The following is a 22,687-nucleotide window of genomic DNA, read 5'->3' on the forward strand; positions in this document are numbered from 1 at the left end:
GCGCGACGATCAAGCACAAGGAGCCTGCATGGCTGGTCTCAATTCGAAATGGATAGTGGGGCTGAGCCTGCTGGCTCTGCTCTGCGGCTGCGGGGCGGAAAAGCCCACGGAAAAGGAGCGCCCGCGGGTGCGCGTCCAGGAAGTGCAAAGCAGCGATTTTGCGCCTTCGGTAACCCTCACCGGTGATGTGCAGGCACGGGTGCAGACCGAGTTGTCGTTCCGCGTCGGCGGCAAGATCATCCAGCGCATGGTGGACATCGGCGACCGGGTCTCGGCCCAGCAAGTGCTGGCCAAGCTCGATCCCAAGGACCTGCAGACCAATGTCGATACCGCTGCCGCCTCGGTGTTCGCCGAGCAGGCCCGGGTCAAGCAGACCAGCGCCGCCTTCGTCCGCCAGCAGAAACTGTTGCCCAAGGGCTATACCAGCCAGAGCGAATACGATTCGGCCCAGGCCGCCTTGCGCAGCAGCCAGAGCGCCCTGAGCGCGGCCCAGGCGCAGTTGGCCAATGCCCGGGAGCAATTGAGCTACACCGAGCTGATGGCCGAGGCGCCGGGGGTGATCACCGCGCGCCAGGCCGAAGTGGGCCAGGTGGTGCAAGCGACGATGCCGATCTTCAGCCTGGCCAGGGACGGTGAGCGCGATGCGGTATTCAACGTCTACGAGTCACTGCTGATGGAGCCCCCGGGCCAGGAAACCATCCACATCAGCCTGCTGGACAATCCCCAGGTGAGGACCACCGGCAAGGTCCGCGAAATCACCCCGGTGGTCTCGGCCCAGAGCGGCACGGTGCAGGTCAAGGTGATGCTTGACTCACTGCCTGCCGGCATGGACCTGGGGTCAGTGGTCAGCGCCACGGCCCGGGCCAATGGCAAGGCCAGCGTGATGCTGCCCTGGTCGGCGCTGACCAAGGACCTCAGCGAGCCGGCGGTGTGGCTGGTGGGCGAGGACGGCAAGACCGCGCTGCACACGGTCAAGGTCGGGCGCTACCTGACCGGCAAGGTGCTCATCAGTGATGGCCTCAAGGGCGGCGAGAAAGTCGTGGTGGCCGGCGGGCAGCTGTTGCACCCGGGGATGCTCGTCGAGATCGTCGAACCGACCAAGAACCCTGGAGCCAAGCCATGAAGCGCCTGCCGCTGCTGCTGTGTGCCAGTGCCTTGCTGCTGGGCTGCTCCAAGGAGGCGCCGGCGCCTGCGCCGGTGCGTCCAGTGCTGTCGATCGAGGCCAGCCCGCAATCCCAGGAGAGCCTGGGACGTTTTGCCGGCAACATCCAGGCCCGCTATGAAACCAACCTGGGGTTCCGGGTGCCGGGGCGGATTGCCAATCGCAGTGTCGATGTAGGGGCTGAAGTGGGGCCGGGCGCGTTGCTTGCGACCCTCGATCCCACCGACCAGCAGAACCAGTTGCGCGCCGCCCAGGGTGATCTGGCCAAGGTCGAGGCGCAGTGGATCAATGCCCAGGCCAATGCCCGACGCCAGCAGGAACTGTTCGACCGTGGAGTGGGCGCCCAGGCGCAACTGGACATCGCCCAGACCGACCTGAAAACCACCGGAGCGTCCCTGGCGCAGGCCAAGGCGGCGGTGCGCCAGGCCCAGGACCAGCTGACCTACAGCGAGCTGCGCAGTGATCATGGTGGGGTGATCACTGCCTGGAATGCCGAGGCCGGGCAAGTGGTGACCGCCGGCCAGCAGGTCGTGACCCTGGCCCGGCCGGAAATCAAGGAAGCGGTGATCGATCTGCCGGCGAACCTGGTGGACCAGTTGCCGGCGGATGTGGTGTTCAAGGTTGCGGCGCAACTGGACCCGAGCATCAGCACCACTGCCACCGTGCGCGAGATCGAACCCCAGGCCCAGAGTGCCACCCGCACCCGGCGCGCGCGCCTGACCCTCAAGGACACCCCGCAGGCCTTTCGCCTGGGCACCGCCATCAGCGTGACCCTGAGCTCGGCCATCGAGCCACGCACCGAGCTGCCGCTGAGTGCCTTGCAGGAAGTGGATGGCAAGACCCGGGTCTGGGTCATCGACAGACAGAGCCAGACAGTCGCTCCGCGTGAGGTCACGGTGCTTAGCCGCGACAGCGATTCGGCGCTGATCGGCCAGGGTATCAAGCCCGGTGAGCGGATCGTCAGCGCCGGAGTGAACAGCCTCAAACCGGGGCAAAAAGTCAAAATCGACGAGGACCGCGTACCATGACGCCTGCCACGAAAGGGAGCTTCAATTTATCCGAGTGGGCGATCAAGCATCAGTCGTTCGTCTGGTACCTGATGTTCATCGCGCTGCTGATGGGCGTGTTCTCCTATCTGAACCTGGGACGTGAGGAAGACCCTTCGTTCACCATCAAGACCATGGTCATCCAGACCCGTTGGCCGGGTGCGACCCAGGAGGAAACCCTCAAGCAGGTCACTGACCGCATCGAGAAAAAGCTCGAAGAGCTGGATTCCCTCGATTACGTGAAGAGCTATACGCGCCCCGGCGAGTCGACGGTGTTCGTCAACCTGCGTGATACCACCAGTGCCAAGGACATCCCGCAGATCTGGTACCAGGTGCGCAAGAAGATCGATGACATCCGTGGCGACTTCCCCCAGGGTTTGCAGGGGCCGGGCTTCAACGATGAGTTCGGCGATGTGTACGGTTCCATCTACGCCTTTACCGCCGACGGCCTGACCATGCGCCAACTGCGCGACTACGTGGAGCAGGTGCGCGCCGAGATCCGCGAGGTGCCGAACCTGGGCAAGGTGGAGATGATCGGCGCACAGGATGAGGTCATCTACCTGAACGTCTCCACGCGCAAGCTGGCGGCCCTGGGCATTGACCAGCGCGACGTCCTGCAAAGCCTGCAGTCGCAGAATGCGGTGATCCCGGCCGGGGTGATCGAGGCCGGGCCGGAACGGATTTCCGTGCGCACCTCGGGGCAGTTCGCGTCGGAGAAGGACCTGGCGAACGTCAACCTGCGACTCAATGACCGCTTCTATCGGCTGGCGGATATCGCCGAGATCAGCCGCGGTTATGTCGACCCACCGAGCACCCAGTTCCGTTTCAATGGCCAGCCCGCCATCGGCCTGGCGATTGCCATGAAGGCCGGCGGCAATATCCAGGCGTTCGGCAAGGCGTTGCATGCGCGGATGACCGAGTTGACCGCCGACCTGCCAGTGGGGGTCGGTGTGCACAATGTCTCGGACCAGGCCGAAGTGGTGGCGGAGGCGGTCGGCGGGTTCACCAGTGCCTTGTTCGAGGCGGTGGTGATTGTGTTGCTGGTGAGCTTCGTCAGCCTCGGGGTGCGTCCCGGGTTGGTGGTGGCCTTGACCATCCCGCTGGTGCTGGCGCTGGTCTTCGTGTTCATGGAATACAGCGGCATTACCATGCAGCGGATCTCCCTTGGCGCATTGATCATTTCTCTGGGGTTGATGGTGGACGATGCCATGATCACCGTGGAGATGATGGTCACGCGCCTGGAGCTGGGAGAGAGCAAGGAGCAGGCGGCGACCTTTGCCTACACCTCGACGGCTTTCCCGATGCTCACCGGGACCCTGGTGACGGTCGCCGGTTTCGTGCCCATTGGCCTCAACGCCAGTTCTGCCGGCGAATACACCTTCACCCTGTTTGCGGTGATCGCGGTGGCGATGCTGGTGTCCTGGCTGGTGGCGGTGGTGTTTGCGCCGGTGATCGGCCTGCACATTCTCAGTGCCAAGGTGAAACCCCATTCCGAAGAACCCGGGCGCATTGGCCGTGCTTTCAACGCTGGCCTGCTGTGGTGCATGCGCTACCGCTGGTGGGCGATCGGCATCACGGTGTTGCTGTTCGTGCTCTCGGTGTTTGGCATGCGGTTTGTGCAGAACCAGTTCTTCCCGTCCTCGGACCGCCCGGAGATCCTCGTTGACCTCAACCTGCCGCAGAACGCCTCGATCAGCGAGACACGGCTGGCGGTGGACCGTCTGGAAGCCACGCTCAAGGACGATCCGTCCATCGAGCGTTGGAGCACCTACATCGGCGAGGGCGCGATTCGCTTCTACCTGCCCCTGGACCAGCAACTGCAGAACCCCTACTACGCCCAGCTGGTGATTGTCAGCAAGGGCCTGAAGGAGCGCTCGGCGTTGATCAAGACCTTGCAGAAACGCCTGCGAGAAGACTTCGTCGGAATTGGCGGTTATGTGCAGGCTCTGGAAATGGGCCCGCCGGTAGGGCGTCCGATCCAGTACCGAGTCAGCGGCAAGGACATCGATCTGGTGCGCAAGCACGCCATTGAACTGGCCAGCGAACTCGACAAGAACTCGCACATCGGCGAGATCATTTACGACTGGAACGAGCCGGGCAAGGTCCTGCGTATCGACATCGCCCAGGACAAGGCCCGGCAATTGGGCCTGTCCTCCGAAGACGTGGCGCGGCTGATGAACAGCATTGTCAGCGGTGCGACCGTGACCCAGGTGGATGACGATATCTACCTGATCAATGTGGTCAGCCGCGCCGTCGACAGTGAGCGCGGCACGCCGGAAACCCTGCAGAACCTGCAGATACTCTCGCCCAACGGCATTTCGATCCCGCTCCTGGCCTTCGCCACGATCCGCTACGAACTGGAGCAGCCACTGGTTTGGCGGCGTGACCGCAAGCCGACCATCACCATCAAGGCCGCGGTGCGTGATGAAATCCAGCCCACGGACCTGGTCGAGGACCTCAAGCCGGTCATCGAGCGCTTCGCTGCCAGCTTGCCGGCCGGTTACTCGGTGGCCACCGGCGGGACCGTGGAGGAGAGCGGCAAGGCCCAGGGGCCGATTGCCAAGGTAGTGCCGCTGATGCTGTTCCTGATGGCAACCTTCCTGATGATCCAGCTGCACAGCGTGCAGAAGCTGTTCCTGGTGGTCAGTGTGGCGCCGTTGGGGCTGATCGGTGTGGTCCTGGCCCTGGTGCCCACGGGCACGCCCATGGGGTTTGTGGCGATCCTCGGGATTCTCGCGTTGATCGGCATCATCATCCGCAACTCGGTGATCCTGGTGACCCAGATCGATTCACACGAGAAGGAGGGTTATCACCCCTGGGACGCGGTACTGGAAGCCACTCACCACCGTCGCCGGCCGATCCTGTTGACCGCCGCGGCGGCCAGTCTGGGGATGATCCCGATTGCCCGGGAGGTGTTCTGGGGCCCGATGGCCTACGCGATGATCGGCGGCATCATCGTCGCCACCTTGCTGACCCTGCTGTTCCTGCCGGCGCTGTACGTGGCCTGGTACAAGATCAAGGAGCCGAGCAACGACACCGATCCCCCCGCCTCGTAGGAGCTGGCTTGCCAGCGAAGAGGCCCGTAAGGCAGGCGCTTGATCCGCAATCGCCTTCGCCGGCAAGCCGGCTCCTACGGAGGATCTGTGCAGTGCCTACGGGGGGCGGGATCAGGCCTTGCGCCAGACGCTGGCCAGCCACGGTTGTTGTTCCCGTGGCAGGCCAGCGGGGCGGTAATAGTGCTCCAGCTCGACAAACCCGGCGTCAGTCAATAGCGCTTGCCACGCCGCCAGGTCGTGGTAGGAACCGTAGCGCGGGCCGTTCCAGCCTTCCTGGTTGTCGCCCCGGGGGTTGGAGCTGAACAGCACGCCGCCTTCCTTGAGGCTGGCATGCAGTTGCTTGAGCACTCGCGGCAGCTCCTGGCGGGGAATGTGGAACAGCACCGCGTTGGCGAAGATCCCATCAAAACGTCCAGCGGGCAGTTCGAGCTTGAGGAAGTCCTGCTGCCAGACTTCGCACCCGCTGTCTTCCCGGGCCATCTGCGCGAAGCGTTCGGAACCGTCGAGGCCGACGGCGACATGGCCCAGGCGGGTGAAGGCTTGCAGGTCGCGGCCGGGGCCGCAGCCGAAATCCAGCACGGTGAATGGCGCCGGGCCCTGGATATGCCGCAGCAGCGCCTCGATGTTCTGGCTCACATCGTGGTCGCGAGTGCCCTCGCGAAAGCCTTCGGCCACCTGGTTGTAGTGGCCGAGGGTGGTTGCGGTGATGGTTTCGAGATCGTCGGGGGCGAGTTTCATGGCGGGCTATGGGCGTTGAGGGCGGGGTGGCCAATATAACGCCAATGATGGTCTTGAGGGCCCTGTCGCGAGCAAGCTCGCTCCTACGGCGGGCGGTGATCGACCCGTAGGAGCGAGCTTGCTCGCGAAGGCGCCCGAACCGCCACCACAGCCCTCAACGCTTGTTCAGCACCCGCGCCAGACGGTCGCCACCCAGCTGGATCGCCGCCACCAGAATCACCAGCAACACGATCACCGTGAGCATGATCTGGCTGTCGAAACGCTGGTAACCGTAGCGGTAGGCAATGTCCCCCAGCCCACCCGCGCCAATCGCTCCGGCCATGGCCGAGGAGTTGATCATGGTCACCAGGGTGATAGTGAAACCACCGACGATCCCCGGCAACGCCTCCGGCAGCAGCACGTGCCAGACGATGTGCCAGCGCCGGCAGCCCATGGCCTGGGCCGCTTCGATCAGGCCGTGATCGACTTCCCGCAGGCTCACCTCGGCGATCCGTGCAAAGAACGGCGTGGCGGCGATGGTCAGCGGCACCACCGCCGCCCAGACGCCGTAGGTGGTGCCGACGATCAGTCGGGTAAAGGGGATCAGCGCCACCATCAGGATCAGGAACGGGATCGAGCGGAACAGGTTGACGAATGCCCCGAGGGCGCGGTTCAGGTGCGGCGCTTCATAGATCCCGCCCTTGCCGCTGGTGACCAGGATCACTGCCAGGGGAATCCCCGCCAGCAGGGCGATCAGCGAAGACACGCCGACCATCAGCAGGGTGTCGAGAATGCCCTGCAACAAACGCTCAAACCACATAGCCCAGTACCTCCACCTGTTGTGCCCAGTGCTCGGCCCGATGGCGCAGTTCCGCCGTGCCCAGGGACGAGCCCTGGACAGCCAGGAGCAATTGTCCCAGGGCGTGCCCCTGGATGCGTTCGACGCCGCCCTGGAGCAACCGCACGCGCCCGCCGAGGGCACTGAACAATGCCGCCAGGTCTGGTTCGTCGCGGCTGTTGCCAGTGAAACGCAGGCTCAGCACCACCGCGGCATCGGACGACTGGGGATGATCGCGCAAACGGTTTTGCAGTTCTTCGGGCAAGCCGTGCTGCAACGGCGCCAGTAGAGTCTTGCTGACCTCATGCTGCGGGTTGCCGAAGACCTCCCAAACCGGTCCCTGCTCGACAATGCGGCCGTGTTCCAGCACCACCACCCGGTCGCAGATATCGCGGATCACCGCCATTTCATGGGTGATCAGAATGATGGTCAGGCCCAGGCGCTGGTTGATCTCTTTCAGCAGGCCAAGGATCGATTGGGTGGTTTCCGGGTCGAGGGCCGAGGTGGCTTCGTCGCACAGCAGGATCTCGGGGTCGTGGACCAGCGCCCGGGCGATCCCCACCCGTTGCTTCTGGCCGCCGGACAGCTGCGCCGGGTAGGCCTGGTGCTTGTCCTTGAGGCCCACCAGTTCCAGCAGTTCGCCGACCTTGCGCTGGCGCTCGGCCTTGGGCACCCCGGCCACCTTCAGTGGCAGTTCGACGTTGTGCCACACGGTCTTGGCCGACATCAGGTTGAAGTGCTGGAAGATCATGCCGATGCGTCGGCGCAGGGCCACCAGGCGGTCCTCGTCGAAGTCGCCGATGTCCACCTGGTCGATCAGCACTCGGCCGCTGCTGGGTTGTTCCAGGCGATTGATGGTGCGGATCAGCGACGACTTGCCGGCGCCGCTGCGGCCGATGATGCCGAACACTTCACCGCGCTGGATCGCCAGGTCGATGCCGTGCAGCGCCTGTACCGGGCCCTGCCGACCCTGGTAGGTCTTGCCCAGGCCGATAAAGCGCACCTGGGCGCGGTTCAGGTCCGGGTGCAGTTGGGTCTGTTCGGCGCTGTGGGGCGCCGGCTCGGGCCGTGTGCGCTGGAGCGTCGAGGCACTCATTTCAACCTTCCCAGCCGGCTTGGTAGAGCTTGCCGTGAGCCTGGTCCAGGGCGGCGCGCACGGCCGGCGAATGCTGGTAGATATCGACGAACTTGATCAGCCGCGGGTCGTTCTTGCTCTTGGGCTGGATCACGAACTGGATCACGTATTCCTTGTGGTCCAGGCCGTCGAACAGCAAGACTGAACCGGCATCGAAGGTCTTGGCCAGGCGGATATAGGCCGGGTAGCCCTGGACCAGGTCGGCGTCGTCATAGGCGCGTACCAGTTGCACGGCTTCCACCTGGAGGATCTTGATCTTCTTCGGGTTGGCGACGATGTCTTCTTCGGTGGCCTTGTAGCCGACCCCGGGCTTGAGGGTGATCAGCCCGGCCTTGGCCAGCAGTTGCAGGCCGCGCCCGCTGTTGATCGGGTCGTTGGCGATGGCCACGCTGGCGCCGACTGGCAGCTCGTCGAAGCTTTTGTATTTCTTCGAGTACAGGCCGACGTTGTTGATGATGCCCGGGGCGAAGGGCACCAGGTCGAAACCGGCGGCGGCCTTGGCGTTTTCCAGGAACGGGATGTGCTGGAAGTAGTTCACGTCGATATCGCCGGCAGCCAGGCTGACGTTGGGCGCGATCCAGTCGGTGAACTCCACCAGCTCGACCTTCAGGCCCTGTTTACCGGCTTCGACGACGGCGGCCTCCAGGGGAATGGCGAAGGCCGCGGTGGTGCCGACCTTGAGCGGCGCATCGGCGGCGAAAACGGCGCTGCTGAACAGGCCGAGGGCGAGGGCCAGGGCTTTGACCGGGTGGCGCAAGCGTGTGGTTTTCATGTGGGTCAGGGTCCAGGTCGGGGCCAGGGAATGGGGTGTGGTTGCGGGCCTCTTCGCTGGCAAGCCAGCTCCTACAGTGAGGTGTGTAGGAGCCGGCTTGCCGGCGAAGCTGTTAGCGGCGGTAAGCCGCTCCGGTGTGTTGTTCGGGCAGCTTGCGGTCCTGGCGGAAGAGCTTTTCGCGCAGGGTGCCCTGGTCGTAGGCGGTCTTGTACGAGCCCCGGCGTTGCAGCTCCGGGATCACCAGGTCGATGAAGTCGACATAGCTTTCCGGGGTGACGATGCGGGTCAGGTTGAAGCCGTCCAGGCCGGTTTCGGCAATCCAGGATTCCAGCTCATCGGCCACCTGTTGCGGTGATCCGACCACGGTGAAGTAGCGGCCGCCCAGGGCGTGCTGGTCCAGCAGCTTGCGCCGGGTCCAATCGTTGTTCTGCAGGTTCTTGGTGGCCGATTGGATCGCGTTGCTCTTCACGTACTGGATCGGCTCGTCGATCTCGTACTGGGCGAAATCGATCCCGGTGGAGGCGGAGAAATGCGCCACACCGGCTTCGGCGCTGGCATGACTGCGATACTCGGCGTGTTTCTTCCAGGCCAGCTCTTCGGTCGCGGCGACGATCACGTTGAGCCCCATGAACACCTTGATGTCCTCAGGGTTGCGCCCGGCGGCCACGGCGCTGGCGCGGACCTTGTCCACCTGGGCCTTGGTCGCGGCCTTGTTCTGCCCGCTGATGAACACGCACTCGGCGTGGCGCCCGGCGAACACCAGGCCGCGGTCCGAGCTGCCGGCCTGGAACAGCACCGGGGTGCGTTGCGGCGAAGGCTCGCACAGGTGATAACCGCTGACCTGGTAGAACTCGCCCTGGTGCTCGACCTTGTGCACCTTGTCCGGTTGGGCGTAGATGCGCTGCTCGCGGTCGTTGATCACCGCGTCGTCTTCCCAGCTGCCTTCCCAGAGTTTGTACAGCACCTCCAGGTACTCGTCGGCCTGGTCGTAGCGGCGGTCGTGTTCGATCTGCTGCTTGAGGCCCATGGCCTGGGCGGCGCTGTCCAGGTAGCCGGTGACGATGTTCCAGCCGACCCGGCCACGGCTCAGGTGATCGAGGGTGGAGAGGCGTCGGGCGAACAGGTACGGCGCCTCGTAAGTGAGGTTGGCGGTCAGGCCGAAGCCGAGGTTCCTGGTCACCGCGGCCATGGCCGAGACCAGCAGCAGCGGGTCGTTGACCGGTAGTTGGATCGACTCCTTGAGCGTCACGTCCAGGGAGTTCTGGTAGACGTCGTAGACCCCGACGATGTCGGCGATGAACAGCCCGTCGAACAGCCCGCGCTCCAGCAACTGGGCCAGCTCGGTCCAGTATTCGAGGGTCTGGTACTGGGTCGAGGTGTCCCGTGGGTGAGTCCACAGGCCGTGGTTGATATGACCGACGCAGTTCATGTTGAAGGCGTTGAGCAGGATCTTCTTTTTCGCGGCCATCAAATGGTCCCCCGCAACGGCGGGTTGGTCTGGTTCAGGTAGTAGTTGCCCACCGCGTGGTACTTCCAGCGCACCGGGTCGTGCAGGGTGTGCACCCGGGCGTTGCGCCAGTGGCGGTCCAGGCCGTGCTCGGCCAGGGTCGCCTGGCTGCCGGCCAGTTCGAACAGGGTGCTGCCGGCGGCCAGGGAAATTTCCGTGCTCAGGGCGCGGACCTCGGCCACGGCGATGGAGGCGGCGGCCACGGTGTCGGCGTTGCTGTCGGCTTGGGCTGCGTCGAGGAATTCCCCGGCGCGTTCCAGCAGCGCTTCGGTGGCGTGCAGGCGGATGCTCAGGTGGCCGAAGCTCTTGATCGTCAGCGGGTCGGCGGTGGCCTGCTCCAGGCCGGAGTCGATCCAGGGCCGGGTCTTGGTGCGCACAAAGTGCAGGGCGTCCTCGTAGGCGGCGCGGGCAATGCCGGTGTCGATGGCCGCGTGAAGGATCTGCGCCAGGGGGCCAACCGTGGTCGGGCGCTCGAAGGCGCTCTGGAACGGCACCACGTCGTCGGCGTCCACCCACACATTTTCGAACAGCACCGAGCCGCTGCCGGTGGTGCGCTGGCCGAAGCCGCTCCAGTCGTCGATCACGCTCAGGCCCTGGCTGTCCGCGGGGACGAAGGCCAGTTGCAGCACGCCGTATTCATCCACCACCGATGTCGGGATGCGTTGGGCGTAGATCGCTCCGGTGGCGTAGAACTTGCGCCCGTCGATGCGGTAGCCATCGCCGTCACGGCTCAGGCGGGTGGTGCGGTCGTGGGCGGTCTTGGTGCCCAGCTCGGCCAGGGCGTTGCCGAAGCGCCGGCCGGCGAGGACTTCGGCGTACAGGCGTTGTTTCTGCTGTGGGCTGCCATTCACCCGCAGTACTTCGAGGGCATAGAAATGGTTCTGCGGGATCTGCCCCAGGGAGGCGTCGGCCTCGGCGATCAGGGCGATGACCTTGGCCAGGGTGACATTGGAGACACCGGCGCCGCCGTATTCCCTGGGCACGCTGATGCCCCACAGGCCGGAGCGCGAGAAGGCTTCCAGTTCCGGGTGTGGCAGGCGCCGCTCGCGGTCGCGCAGGGCACTGTCGCGTTGGAAATCTTCCGCCAGGTCGCTGGCGACAATCAGGGCTTGTTCATCGCTGGTGATGACCGCGACGTGTTGAGAAAGGCTCATGTGTTTCTCCAGAGGTCTGGTCGGTTAAATCCAGGAATGACGAGCAGGCAAAGTGCCGTTCAGGTGATAGGCGCCGACGGCGTGGTACTTCCAGCGCACCGGATCGTGCAGCGTATGCACCCGGGCGTTGCGCCAGTGTCGGTCGAGGTTGAATTCGGCGAGGGTGGCGCGGCTGCCGGCCAGCTCGAAGAGTTTTTCGCTGGCCAGCAGCGAGATCTCGGTGGTCAGCACCTTGGCTTCGGCCACGGCAATCGAAGCGCGGGCCGCGGACTCGGCGGTGATCGGCGCTGAGCTGACCTGGTCGAGTACTTGGCCGGCCTTGCGCAGCAGGGCCTCGGCGGCGTGCAGTTCGATCTGCAGCTTGCCGATCTCGGCGATGACGTAGAGGTCGTCGCTGGCTCGCTCGACGTTGGCATCGATCCACGGCCGGGCTCGCTCACGGACAAAGGCAATGGCATCGGCGACGGCCTCGCGGGCGATGCCGGCGTCGATGGCGGCCTGGATCAGTTGCGAGACCGCGCCCTGGATATTCGGCGTGTCGTTGATCCGCCAGTTGTCCAGCACCAGCTCGGCCTCGACCCGCACGTTGTTCAGCAGGATGGTGCCGCTGGCGGTGGTGCGCTGGCCGAAGCCCGACCAGTCATCGACGATGCGTAAACCCTGGGTGCCGCGGCGGACGAAGGCCAGCACCTGGCGGCCGTCATCGTTGAGCGCCTTGACCGCCACCCAGTGGGCGAACAGCGCGCCGGTGGAGTAGAACTTCTGGCCGTTGAGCACATGGCCGTCGGCGTCGGCGGTGATCCGTGCCTTGAGCTCCAGGGTGTTCTTGGTGCCGCGTTCCGGGCCGGCATTGCCGATGCGCCAGCCTTCCAGCACGCTCTGCAACAGTTGTTTTTTCTGCCGCTCGGTGCCGCAGCCGAGAATCAGGCCGAGGATACCGAACTGGTTCTGCGGGATCTGGCCCAGGGCTGGGTCCGCCGCGGAAATGATCGCGAAGACTTCGGCCAGGGTGACGAAGGAAACCTGTGGCCCGCCGTAGGCCCGGGGAATGGAAATACTGCCCAGGCCGCTACGGGTGAACTGTTCGATCTGCGCCCACGGCAGCTTGCGCTGACGGTCACGTTGGGCGGCTTGCTGGCGAGCAACGTCCGCCAGTTCATGGGCGGCCTGAAGGGCTTCGGCGTCGTTGCGCAGAACCCGTGCGGGCAACAAAAGGGGAGCAATATCCAGGTCACTCTGGACCTGAGCTTCGACCAGACTGGACATCAGCGCCACTCCTTGGCTGCACGCAATGCCCTGGCGATCTGCACTGGGGTGATTGTGTTCCGGACCATACCTACCTCACATCTCATGGATATGCCGCGTTCGTGCGGCGAAATCAGAATCAAGAATGTCCGGTGGTCCGGTGCATATACCCTATGCGCGTATAAAAATTAAATAAACTAACTTTTAGGAATATCAATAGAAGGGTTGAATTGGAGCCCGCAGGCGTTATGGATCAAGGCCTTAGGTGGCTTGAGCGGGCACTGATTGAGTGACGAACGCCCCTGGCATTTCGTTGGTCGGGTAGGAGCTGGCTTGCCAGCGAAGACGTCCGTGAGGGCGATGCAAGGCTTGCGGCCTCTTCGCCGGCAAGCCGGCTCCTACGGGGGTGTGGTGTGGCGAAGGGAGGAATATCAGATGTTGTAGGAGCTGGCTTGCCAGCGAAGGCGTCCGTGAGGGCGATGCAAGGCTTGCAGGCCTCTTCGCCGGCAAGCCGGCTCCTACGGGGGTGTGGTGTGGCGAAGGGAGGAACATCAGCTGTTGTAGGAGCTGGCTTGCCAGCGAAGGCGTCCGTGAGGGCGATGCAAGGCTTGCAGGCCTCTTCGCCGGCAAGCCGGCTCCTACGGGGGTGTGGTGTGGCGAAGGGAGGAATATCAGATGTTGTAGGAGCTGGCTTGCCAGCGAAGACGGCCGTGAGGGCGATGCAAGGCTTGCAGGCCTCTTCGCCGGCCAGCCGGCTCCTACAAGGCGTGGCCGGGGTGGAGAAACTTGCTCAGGAACTGTCGCGTGCGCTCTTGCTGAGGGTTGGCGAACAGCGCCTTGGCTTCGCCCTGTTCGACGATCACCCCCTTGTCGAAGAAGATCACTCGGTTGGCCACGTCCCGGGCGAAGCTCATCTCGTGGGTGACGATGACCATGGTGCGTTTCTCTTCGGCCAGGCTGCGGATGGTGGCCAGCACTTCACCCACTAGCTCGGGGTCGAGGGCCGAGGTGGGTTCGTCGAACAGGATCACCCCAGGCTCCATGGCCAGGGCCCGGGCAATCGCCACCCGCTGTTGCTGGCCACCGGACAGGCGCCTTGGGTAGGCGTCTTCCTTGCCCGCCAGGCCGACCTTGGCCAGCAGCGCGCGACCCAGGGCGATGGCTTGTTCGCGTGGGGTTTTCTTCACCACCAGCGGGCCTTCGATGACGTTCTCCAGGGCGGTGCGGTGGGGGAACAGGTTGAAGTTCTGGAACACGAAACCCACTTGCTGGCGCAACTGGCGTATCCGGCTTTGTTGCTGGTTGAGGGGGATGCTGCTGTCGATGGCAATGTCGCCGATCCTGATCCGCCCGCTGGTAGGTTCTTCCAGAAAGTTGAGGCAACGCAGGAAGGTGGTCTTGCCCGAGCCGCTGGGGCCGATGATGGCAACCACTTCGCCTTCCTTGACCTCCAGGTCGATGCCGTTGAGTACGGTCTGGCCCTTGAACTGCTTGGTCAGTTTTTCCACCACGATCATGGCTTCAAGACTCCTGGTCATGCCGATTGACCCGCTCTTCCAGACGGTTCTGCAGGTGCGCGAGCACGCTGGCGAGAATCCAGTAGATCAGCGCGGCGGCAAGATACATGGTGAAGATTTCGAAGGTGCGCGCGGTGATCAGCTGCGCTTGGCGGAACAGTTCCGGTACCTGGATCGTGGCGGCCAGGGCCGTGTCCTTGACCAGTGAAATGAAGCTGTTGCCCAGCGGCGGCAGAGCGGTGCGCATGGCTTGTGGCAGGATCGCCCGGCGCAGGGTCTGGGCTCGGGTCATGCCGATGCTGGCGGCGGCTTCCCATTGGCCGCGCTCGATGGAACCGATGGCGGCCCTGAGGATTTCACAGGCGTAGGCCGCCATGTTCAGGGAAAAGCCGATCAGCGCTGCGGGCAACGGGTCCAGTTCCAGCCCCAGTTGCGGCAGGCCGTAGTAGATCACGAAGAGTTGCACCAGCAGCGGCGTGCCGCGAAAGAACGACACGTAGACCCGGGCAATCCAGCTCACCAGCGTCAGGTGCGACAGGCGCATCAAGGCCAGGCCGAAGCCCAGCAGCAGTCCGAAGAACATGCCGCCGAGGCTGAGGATGACCGTGTAATACGCGCCCTTGAGGAGAAATGGCGCTGAATCCAGCGCCAGTTGCAGGCCTGCTTCCATTACTGGGTGACGTCAGCGTTGAAGTATTTCTCCGAGAGCTTTTTCAGCGTGCCGTCGGTCCGCAGTTCCTCGATCGCTTTGTTCACCGCGGCCAGCAGTTCAGGTTCGCCCTTGCGCAGGGCCACACCGGCTTCCTGGCGGGAGAAGGGTTCGCCGGATACCACCAGGGTGTCCTTGGTCTTCTTGATCAGCTCGAAGGCTGCCAGGCGGTCCACCAGGATCGCGTCGATACGGCCTACGCGCAGGTCCTGGTACTTGGTCGGATCATCGTCGTAGGTCTTGATGATGGCGCTGGGCACGTTGTCCTTGAGCCATTGCTCATAGTTGGTGCCCAGGCCGACACCGACCTTGTGGCCACCCAGGTCTGCGGCAGTCTTGAACTTGCCGTCATCCTTCTTCTGGGTCAGGGCCTGGATCCCGGAGACGGTGTAGGGGATGGAGAAGTCGTACTTTTTCTTGCGCTCCTCGGAGATGGTCACCTGGTTGACGACCGCGTCCAGGCGCTTGGACTCCAGGGCTGCGAGAATGCCGTCCCACTTGGTCGGTTGCAGCTTGACCTTGACCCCGAGCTTGTTCGCCAGGGCTTCTGAGAACTCCACTTCGAAGCCGGCCAGCTTGCCGTTTTCATCGACGAAGCTGAACGGTGGATAGGTGCCTTCCAGGCCAACGTTGATCACTCCCGCATCCTTGATTTTCTGCAGTTGCTCGCCGGCAACCGCTTGTCCCATCAATCCGGCACCGAGGGCCAGGCCCAGTGTGCCGATCAGCAGATTTCGACGCAGTACGGAAAAATTCATGACAAGCCCCTGTGATTTCTTATGCACGATGCGGGTGGGAGATGCAGGCCAATCGGTGAGCCGAAAGTAACGCTTTATCCTGCCTTAAATGCAGCTTATGCGCCTCATGGCAAATGAGCCTGCGGCACGACTATAAAGTGATGTTTATAGGTTTAAAAATAATATAAATTAACGTTGTTATTCCATTTGGTTTGGTTGTCGCTGCGCCACTACCTCCTACAAAAAACGCCACGGCACTCACCCCGTAGGAGCTGGCTTGCCAGCGAAGGCGCCGTCGAGGTCGGCGCAAGGCTCGCGGGCCTCTTCGCCGGCAAGCCGGCTCCTACACAAAACTTCACGGCATTCACCTTCTACGAGAAGGCCCCGGCATAGGCGAACAGCGCCGGGGCGCCGCCGGTGTGCAGGAAGATGATCGGGCCATCGTCGAAACGCTGGCGCCCGACGCCGTCCAGCAGGCCGGCCATGGCCTTGCCGGTGTACACCGGGTCCAGCAGCAGGCCTTCCTGGCTGGCCAGCAATTTGACTGCGGCCAGGGTGCCGGCATTGGGTTCGCCGTAACGGGGGGCGAAGTATTCGTCCCACAGTTGCACGTTGAACGCCGCCGGCAGATTCACCCCCAGCAGTTCGGCGGTGCGTTCGGCCAGGCCCTGGACCTTGGGCCGCTGGTCTTCTTCGCTGCGCGATACCGTGACGCCGATCACCGGCAGTTGCGGCAGCACTTCGCTCAACGCCAGGGCCAGGCCGCTGTGGGTGCCGGCGCTGCCGGAGGCCAGCAGCACCGCGGAAAAATGCAGGCCGCTGTCTTCGATCTGCTGCGCCAGTTCCAGGCCGGCGCGGACATAACCCAGGGCGCCCAGTGCATTGGAGCCGCCGATGGGCACCAGATAGGGTCTCTTGCCGTTGTTGCGCAGGCGCGCGGCCAGGGCCTGCAATTGCTCGTCGGCTTGATCCAGGTTTTCCACCAGTTCGACCTTGGCATCGAACAGATCCAGCAGCAGGCGGTTGCCGTTGTTCAGGTAGTTGGGGTCTTCGGTGCCGATGGGGTTTTCCAGCAGGGCCACGCAACCCAATCCCAGCCGGGCGGCCAGGGCCGCAGTCTGGCGCACGTGGTTGGACTGGATGGCACCGGCGGTGATCAGGGTATCGGCACCCTGGGCCAGGGCGTCGGCGGCCAGGTATTCGAGCTTGCGCAGCTTGTTGCCGCCCATGGCCAGGGGCGTGGTGTCATCGCGCTTGACGTAGACATCACGGCCGATCCAGGCCGACAGGCGTTCGAGTTTTTCCAGGGCAGTGGCGTGACCGAGCAGGTCGAGGCGGTCAAAGCGGGCAAGCTGTTGTTTGATCATGAGTTCGCACGGAACAGGGAAGGTGCAAGGACTATAGGCAGCGATATTTGCCCGGGCAACCGCCAATCGCTTATGCGAAAAAGTGCTTGGCGCTGAACAATTAGTTCTTAAAGCTGGCCCTGGCGGGGCGTAAAGTGATCGCCGTTTGTGCGGCCCGATTGTCCGGCCGCCCGAGTAAGGAGTCTTATCGTGAGCGAGCGTTCCAGCCATTGGCAATTGCAGACCATCGTCGGCCAACTGCGCGATGCCCGTGACCAGTGGCGTACCCGCAACGGTCGGGTCAGCGGCGAGCAGGGCGGCCGTGAACTGCCGTCGCGGGCGGCCATGGCGGAGATACTTGAAGCCCTGTGCGGCGCCCTGTTTCCCATGCGCCTGGGGCCGGTGGACCTGCGCGAGGAAAGCGAGGACTTCTACGTTGGCCACACTCTGGATGCGGCGCTCAATGCCTTGCTGGCCCAGGCGCGCCTGGAGCTGCGTTACGTGGCCCGGCAAAACGGCGAGGCGGATGCCGAGGTGAACGCCCGGGCGATCCGCCTGATCCAGGACTTCGCCTTGGCCCTGCCGGGCCTGCGGGTGCTGCTGGACACTGACGTGCTGGCCGCCTATCACGGTGACCCGGCGGCGCGCAGCGTCGATGAGGTGCTGCTGTGCTACCCGGGCATCCTGGCGGTGATTCATCACCGCTTGGCGCACCATTTGTATCGCGCCGGCCTGCCGTTGCTGGCACGGATCAGTTCGGAAATCGCTCACTCGGCCACCGGCATCGACATTCACCCCGGGGCGCAGATTGGCCGCAGCTTCTTTATCGACCACGGGACCGGCGTGGTGATCGGCGAGACCGCGATCATTGGCGAGCGGGTACGGATCTACCAGGCGGTGACCCTGGGGGCCAAGCGCTTCCCGGCGGACGAAGATGGTCAGTTGCAGAAGGGCCACCCACGTCACCCGATCGTCGAGGACGACGTAGTGATCTATGCCGGCGCGACCATTCTGGGGCGCATCACCATCGGCCAGGGCTCGACGATCGGCGGCAACGTCTGGCTGACCCGCAGCGTGCCGGCCGGCTGCAACCTGACCCAGGCCAACCTGCAGCACGACGACGGCTCGCAAAAGTAGGCACTGGCTTGTGTAGGAGCTGGCTTGCCAGCGAAGGCGTCCCCGAGAGCGATGCAGGACTTGCGGGCCTCTTCGCTGGCAAGCCGGCTCCTACGGAAGAAGGTGTACGGCGGCCTGCTGTAGAGGGCGATGCAGGACTTGCGGGCCTCTTCGCCGGCAAGCCGGCTCCTACGGAAGAAGGTGCACGGCGGCCTGCTGTAGGAGCTGGCTTGCCAGCGAAGGCGCCCCCGAGAGCGATACAGGACCCGCGGGCCTCTTCGCCGGCAAGCCGGCTCCCACGGAAGAAGGTGTACGGCGGCCTGCTGTAGGAGCTGGCTTGCCAGCGAAGGCGCCCCCGAGAGCGATACAGGACCCGCGGGCCTCTTCGCCGGCAAGCCAGCTCCTACGGAAGAAGGTGTACGGTGGCCTGTTGTAGGAGCTGGCTTGCCAGCGAAGGCGCCCCCGAGAGCGATGCAGGACTTGCGGGCCTCTTCGCCGGCAAGCCGGCTCCTACGGAGGAAGGTGCACGGCGGCCTGTTGTAGGAGCTGGCTTGCCAGCGAAGGCGTCCCCGAGAGCGATACAGGACCCGCGGGCCTCTTCGCCGGCAAGCCGGCTCCTACGGGCGAGAGGCCGGTTCCGAGCAGGTTTTTTTTCGGGCTGAACGATTCCGTCCGACATCCGTCATACCCTTCCTTGAGCTAGCGTACGAGAGGTACCGCTGAGCCTTGCAATTAGTCCTGAGCCCCTATCCATGTTTAACTTGAACGCTCGTTCAAGTTAAACCGGTGGTTCGCTGCCCGCTCACAACAGGAGGCTTGCCTTTGCTGAGTCCGTACATTTCAGCCATGTTTCATCCCTTCGAGGTGCACCCTGCATGAGTGCGCCATCCAGCTCCGCGAATAGCCTTATTCGCATGAACCCTCCGGTGTTCTACTTCGCCGCGAGCTTTATCCTGATCTTCGGCCTGGCGGTGATTTCCATGCCGGAACAGGCCGGCGCCTGGCTCCTGGCGGCGCAAAACTGGGCGGCCAACACGGTCGGCTGGTACTACATGCTGGCGATGACCCTGTACCTGGTCTTCGTGGTGGTCACCGCCTTGTCCGGCTACGGCAAGATCAAGCTCGGTGCCGACCACGACGAACCCGAGTTCAGTTACCTGTCCTGGGCCGGCATGCTGTTTGCTGCCGGGATCAGCATCACGCTGTTCTTCTTCTGTGTTTCCGAACCTTTGACCCACATGCTGCAACCGCCCCAGGGCGAGGCCGGTACCGCCGAGGCGGCGCGCCAGGGCATGCAGTTGCTGTTCCTGCACTGGGGCCTGCACGGCTGGGGTGTTTTCGCTTTCGTCGGCATGGCCCTAGCGTACTTCGCCTACCGGCATAACCTGCCGCTGGCCCTGCGCTCGGCGTTGTATCCACTGATCGGCAAGCGCATCAATGGCCCCATCGGCTACGCGGTGGATGGCTTCGGCATCATCGCTACGGTGTTCGGTCTCGGTGCCGACATGGGTTTTGGCGTGCTGCACCTCAACTCCGGCCTCGACTACCTGTTCGGCATTGCCCACACGCAGTGGATCCAGGTCGGGTTGATCACCCTGATGATGGGCGCGGCGATCCTGGTCGCAATCGCCGGAGTCGACAAGGGCGTGCGGGTGATGTCCGACATCAACATGTTGCTGGCAGTGGCGCTGCTGCTGTTCGTGCTGTTCGCCGGCCCCACCCAGCACCTGCTCAATACCTTGATCCAGAACCTCGGGGATTACCTGGGGGCCTTGCCGGTCAAGAGCTTTGATGTCTACGCCTACAACAAACCCAGCGACTGGCTGGGTGGCTGGACGGTGTTCTACTGGGCCTGGTGGATCGCCTGGTCGCCGTTCGTGGGCTTGTTCATCGCGCGGATTTCCCGTGGCCGGACCATCCGCGAGTTCGTCTTCGGCGTGCTCCTGATTCCGCTGGGTTTCACCCTGGCGTGGATGTCGATCTTCGGTAACAGCGCCATCGACCAGGTGCTCAACCACGGCATGAGCGCCCTGGGCATGTCGGCCATCGAAAACCCGTCGATGACCCTCTATCTGCTGCTGGAAACCTACCCGTGGAGTAAAACCGTCATCGCGGTGACGGTGTTCATCAGCTTCGTGTTCTTCGTCACCTCGGCCGACTCCGGCACGGTGGTGCTTTCGACCCTCTCGGCCAGGGGCGGCAATGCCGACGAGGACGGGCCGAAATGGCTGCGGGTGTTCTGGGGCGCGATGACCGCGCTGATCACCAGTGCCTTGCTGTTCGCCGGCAGCATCGATTCGCTGAAGTCGGCGGTGGTCCTGACCTCGTTGCCGTTCTCGCTGATCCTGCTGTTGATGATGTGGGGGTTGCACAAGGCGTTCTACCTGGAATCGCAACGACGCATTGCCCAGTTGCATTCCCTGGCACCGGTGGCGCCGTCTCGTCGTGGCAAGGGCGGCTGGCGCCAGCGCTTGAGCCAGGCAGTGCATTTCCCCTCGCGGGACGAGGTGTATCGCTTCCTTGAGCAGACGGTGCGCCCGGCCATCGAAGAGGTGACGGCGGTGTTCGTCGAGAAGGGCTTGAACGTGGTGACCCAGCCGGACCCGGTCAACGACAGCGTCAGCCTGGAGATCGGCCACGGCGATCAGCATCCGTTCATCTATCAGGTGCAGATGCGGGGTTACTTCACCCCGTCCTTCGCCCGTGGCGGCATGGGCCCGAAAGAGCTGCGCAACCGCCGTTACTACCGAGCCGAGGTGCATCTGGCTGAGGGCAGTCAGGATTACGATCTGATGGGCTACACCAAGGAGCAGATCATCAACGACATCCTCGACCAGTACGAACGCCATATGCAGTTCCTGCACTTGGTGCGCTGAGCCAGCCGCTCAAGCCTTGGTGAGCACCAAGTAGCACACCAGGGCCAGCACCGGCACGGCAAACACCAGGCTGCCGACCGCCAGCTCCTCACGCAGGGGCTGGTGGGCGGTGACCATGCCCACCGCACCGTTGATCACCGTCAGCGCCAGCCACAGCCCGATAAAGCCGTAGCTCAGGGCCTGGCGTCCGAAACCCAGGCGTTCGCCGATAAACAACACCAGGGCCAGCAGGATCAGGCCGAAGGTGATGATGATGGTGGTATGCATGATGGATATTTCCCGAGAGCCGGTTTGTCGGCGAATGTAACGAGCATAGGCGTCAAACCAGCGCGCCATTGGCCCGCAGGACCTGGCCGTTGACCCAGGCCGCCGCCGGGCTTGCCAGGAAGGCGATGATGCTGGCGATATCCTCTGGTTGTCCCAGGCGTTCCGGGGGCGGCATCCTGGCAAAGTTGTGGATCTGCTCCTCACTCCTGCCCTGCAGGAACAGCTCGGTGGCCACCGGTCCCGGCGCCATGGCTTGGCTGTCACGGGCCAGCTGGCGGGCAATCACCGCGCCGCTGCCTCGGGAGGCTCCGGTGACGATGGCGACTTTTGCCGTTTGAGTGATCGTGGTGAGTGCCCTTCTACTGAGGATAAATGGCGTGCAGTTGCGCAAGGAACTCTGATCGTTCCTGGTCCGTAGGGGCCGGCTTGCCGGGGGCATTCTTGAGAGCGCCTTCGCTGGCAGGCCCGCGTCTGTAGTGACCCTGCGGGTGTCTCTTTTGCAGCATGAAACAAGGAGTCATCCATGTTTCGTACCACTCGCCAGATCAAGCTCGGCGCCTTTCTCATGGCCACCGATCACCACGTTGCCGCTTAGTGCCATCCGCATGTACCGGCCCAGGCAGGACTGGACTTTGCGGTCTATAAAGAACTGGCACAAATCACCGAGGCTGCTCGTTGCGACTCACTGTTTGCCGCTGACAGTCTGGCGGCCGCTACTGGCCCCATCGCCAGCCACATGGCCCGTTCTGATTACTTCGCACCCATGACTTTGCTCTCTGCACTGGCGGCTGTGAGCGAGCGGATAGGGCTTATTGCCACTGCCACTGCGAACTATAACGTACCGTGCCATGTGGTACGTAAAATCGCGTAATTTGACCCTTTTCTGCTGGGAGAACCGGGTGGAATCTGGTGACTTCCGGCAACGCTGCCGAGGCGCGGAATTTTGCTCGCGACGAGTATTTCGTACATGCCGAACGTTATCGTCGGGCCCGGGAGTTCTATCCGGTGGTCGCCGGGCTTTGGGACAGTTGGCAGGACGATGCCTTTGTTCGGGACAAGGCCGGTGGCGAGTACTACACCCAAAAGAAGCCGTATTTGCTGGGGAATTCCGGGTGATTCTTCCGGGTCAAAGGGCCATTAAGCGTTGCTCGGCCACCTCAGGGTCATCCGGTGACCGTCCAGGCTGGCTCTTCGGAGAGCGGGCGCGACCTCACGGCGCACATGGCTGAAGTGGTGTTCACCGCGCAGTCTTTCCTGGCCAGTGCCCAAGATTTTTATGCTGACCTGAAAGGGCGCCTCGGGCAGTACGGATGTAGTACGAAATCATTGAAAAACATGTCCGGGGTGTTCGTAGTGGTCGGCAATAGCGAAAGTCAGACCCGGGAGAAATTCGAATCCTTCCAGGAGCTGGTGGAACCTGAAGTGGGCGCGGGCTTGTGTGGGTGCTGGCTTGTCAGTGAAGGCGCCCGCTATGGTGCGGCAAGGCT

General features: G+C 63.6%; 18 protein-coding genes and 1 pseudogene. 6 read left to right on the forward strand and 13 right to left on the reverse strand.

Annotation, left to right across the window (positions count from 1 at the left end):
* The first annotated feature begins 28 nt into the window (after window positions 1–28).
* From GV819_RS04970 to GV819_RS04980, 3 genes are read left to right on the forward strand one after another with little or no spacing between them, the layout of a single operon-like run.
* Entirely contained in the window at window positions 29–1,123 is a 1,095-nt protein-coding gene (locus GV819_RS04970; protein WP_161754055.1) for an efflux RND transporter periplasmic adaptor subunit, read from the forward strand.
* Window positions 1,120–2,190, forward strand: a complete 1,071-nt coding sequence (locus GV819_RS04975) for an efflux RND transporter periplasmic adaptor subunit (RefSeq protein WP_161754057.1) — start codon at window positions 1,120–1,122, stop codon at window positions 2,188–2,190. The genes GV819_RS04970 and GV819_RS04975 overlap by 4 nt, the downstream gene beginning before the upstream one ends.
* Window positions 2,187–5,264, forward strand: a complete 3,078-nt coding sequence (locus tag GV819_RS04980) for an efflux RND transporter permease subunit (RefSeq protein ID WP_161754059.1) — start codon at window positions 2,187–2,189, stop codon at window positions 5,262–5,264. Before GV819_RS04975 ends, GV819_RS04980 begins: the two co-directional genes overlap by 4 nt.
* Before the next feature lie 111 nt (window positions 5,265–5,375).
* Here the strand turns inward: GV819_RS04980 and GV819_RS04985 are convergent, their stop codons facing one another.
* From GV819_RS04985 to GV819_RS05035, 11 genes are all read right to left on the reverse strand, one after another.
* Entirely contained in the window at window positions 5,376–6,002 is a 627-nt protein-coding gene (locus GV819_RS04985; RefSeq protein ID WP_161754061.1) for a class I SAM-dependent methyltransferase, read from the reverse strand.
* A gap of 154 nt (window positions 6,003–6,156) precedes the next feature.
* Window positions 6,157–6,801: a methionine ABC transporter permease gene (locus tag GV819_RS04990; protein ID WP_161754063.1), complete on the reverse strand. Its 645-nt coding sequence runs from the start codon at window positions 6,799–6,801 to the stop codon at window positions 6,157–6,159.
* Window positions 6,791–7,915, reverse strand: coding sequence for a methionine ABC transporter ATP-binding protein (locus tag GV819_RS04995; protein ID WP_161754065.1), 1,125 nt, complete (start codon window positions 7,913–7,915; stop codon window positions 6,791–6,793). Before GV819_RS04995 ends, GV819_RS04990 begins: the two co-directional genes overlap by 11 nt.
* A 1-nt stretch (window position 7,916) precedes the next feature.
* Window positions 7,917–8,726 (reverse strand): MetQ/NlpA family ABC transporter substrate-binding protein, encoded by an 810-nt coding sequence (locus tag GV819_RS05000; RefSeq protein ID WP_161754067.1) that lies wholly within the window; start codon window positions 8,724–8,726, stop codon window positions 7,917–7,919.
* A 112-nt stretch (window positions 8,727–8,838) separates the two neighbouring features.
* Window positions 8,839–10,194, reverse strand: coding sequence for an LLM class flavin-dependent oxidoreductase (locus GV819_RS05005; RefSeq protein WP_161754069.1), 1,356 nt, complete (start codon window positions 10,192–10,194; stop codon window positions 8,839–8,841).
* On the reverse strand, window positions 10,194–11,387 hold the full coding sequence (locus tag GV819_RS05010) for an SfnB family sulfur acquisition oxidoreductase (protein ID WP_161754071.1): 1,194 nt from the start codon (window positions 11,385–11,387) through the stop codon (window positions 10,194–10,196). Before GV819_RS05010 ends, GV819_RS05005 begins: the two co-directional genes overlap by 1 nt.
* 24 nt (window positions 11,388–11,411) lie before the next feature.
* On the reverse strand, window positions 11,412–12,653 hold the full coding sequence (locus GV819_RS05015) for an SfnB family sulfur acquisition oxidoreductase (protein ID WP_161754073.1): 1,242 nt from the start codon (window positions 12,651–12,653) through the stop codon (window positions 11,412–11,414).
* A 737-nt stretch (window positions 12,654–13,390) separates the two neighbouring features.
* Window positions 13,391–14,149 (reverse strand): L-cystine ABC transporter ATP-binding protein TcyN, encoded by a 759-nt coding sequence (tcyN, locus tag GV819_RS05020; RefSeq protein WP_161754627.1) that lies wholly within the window; start codon window positions 14,147–14,149, stop codon window positions 13,391–13,393.
* 4 nt (window positions 14,150–14,153) lie between these two features.
* Window positions 14,154–14,819 carry a cystine ABC transporter permease gene (gene tcyL, locus GV819_RS05025; RefSeq protein WP_161754075.1) on the reverse strand — a complete coding sequence of 222 codons (666 nt, stop codon included), beginning with the start codon at window positions 14,817–14,819 and terminating at the stop codon, window positions 14,154–14,156.
* The gene (tcyJ, locus tag GV819_RS05030; protein ID WP_161754077.1) at window positions 14,819–15,616 is read right to left on the reverse strand and encodes a cystine ABC transporter substrate-binding protein; all 798 of its coding nucleotides are present in this window, start codon (window positions 15,614–15,616) and stop codon (window positions 14,819–14,821) included. The genes tcyL and tcyJ overlap by 1 nt, the downstream gene beginning before the upstream one ends.
* A 350-nt stretch (window positions 15,617–15,966) precedes the next feature.
* Window positions 15,967–16,962: a D-cysteine desulfhydrase gene (locus GV819_RS05035; RefSeq protein WP_161754079.1), complete on the reverse strand. Its 996-nt coding sequence runs from the start codon at window positions 16,960–16,962 to the stop codon at window positions 15,967–15,969.
* Window positions 16,963–17,151: 189 nt separating this feature from the next.
* Between GV819_RS05035 and epsC the strand changes: the two genes are divergently transcribed.
* Both epsC and betT read left to right on the forward strand, forming a co-directional pair.
* Entirely contained in the window at window positions 17,152–18,078 is a 927-nt protein-coding gene (gene epsC, locus GV819_RS05040) for a serine O-acetyltransferase EpsC (protein ID WP_161754081.1), read from the forward strand.
* 893 nt (window positions 18,079–18,971) lie between these two features.
* Window positions 18,972–20,933 (forward strand): choline transporter BetT, encoded by a 1,962-nt coding sequence (betT, locus tag GV819_RS05045; protein WP_178125946.1) that lies wholly within the window; start codon window positions 18,972–18,974, stop codon window positions 20,931–20,933.
* Window positions 20,934–20,942: 9 nt separating this feature from the next.
* Here the strand turns inward: betT and GV819_RS05050 are convergent, their stop codons facing one another.
* The gene (locus GV819_RS05050; RefSeq protein WP_161754085.1) at window positions 20,943–21,200 is read right to left on the reverse strand and encodes a hypothetical protein; all 258 of its coding nucleotides are present in this window, start codon (window positions 21,198–21,200) and stop codon (window positions 20,943–20,945) included.
* 52 nt (window positions 21,201–21,252) lie between these two features.
* The gene (locus GV819_RS33115; RefSeq protein WP_434738420.1) at window positions 21,253–21,639 is read right to left on the reverse strand and encodes an SDR family oxidoreductase; all 387 of its coding nucleotides are present in this window, start codon (window positions 21,637–21,639) and stop codon (window positions 21,253–21,255) included.
* Between the two features lie 84 nt (window positions 21,640–21,723).
* Between GV819_RS33115 and GV819_RS05060 the strand changes: the two are divergent.
* Window positions 21,724–22,643, forward strand: a pseudogene (locus GV819_RS05060) (NtaA/DmoA family FMN-dependent monooxygenase); the annotation flags it as partial.
* Window positions 22,644–22,687: the final 44 nt, after the last annotated feature.

This window comes from Pseudomonas sp. Fl5BN2, from assembly GCF_009908205.1.
Classification (GTDB): domain Bacteria; phylum Pseudomonadota; class Gammaproteobacteria; order Pseudomonadales; family Pseudomonadaceae; genus Aquipseudomonas.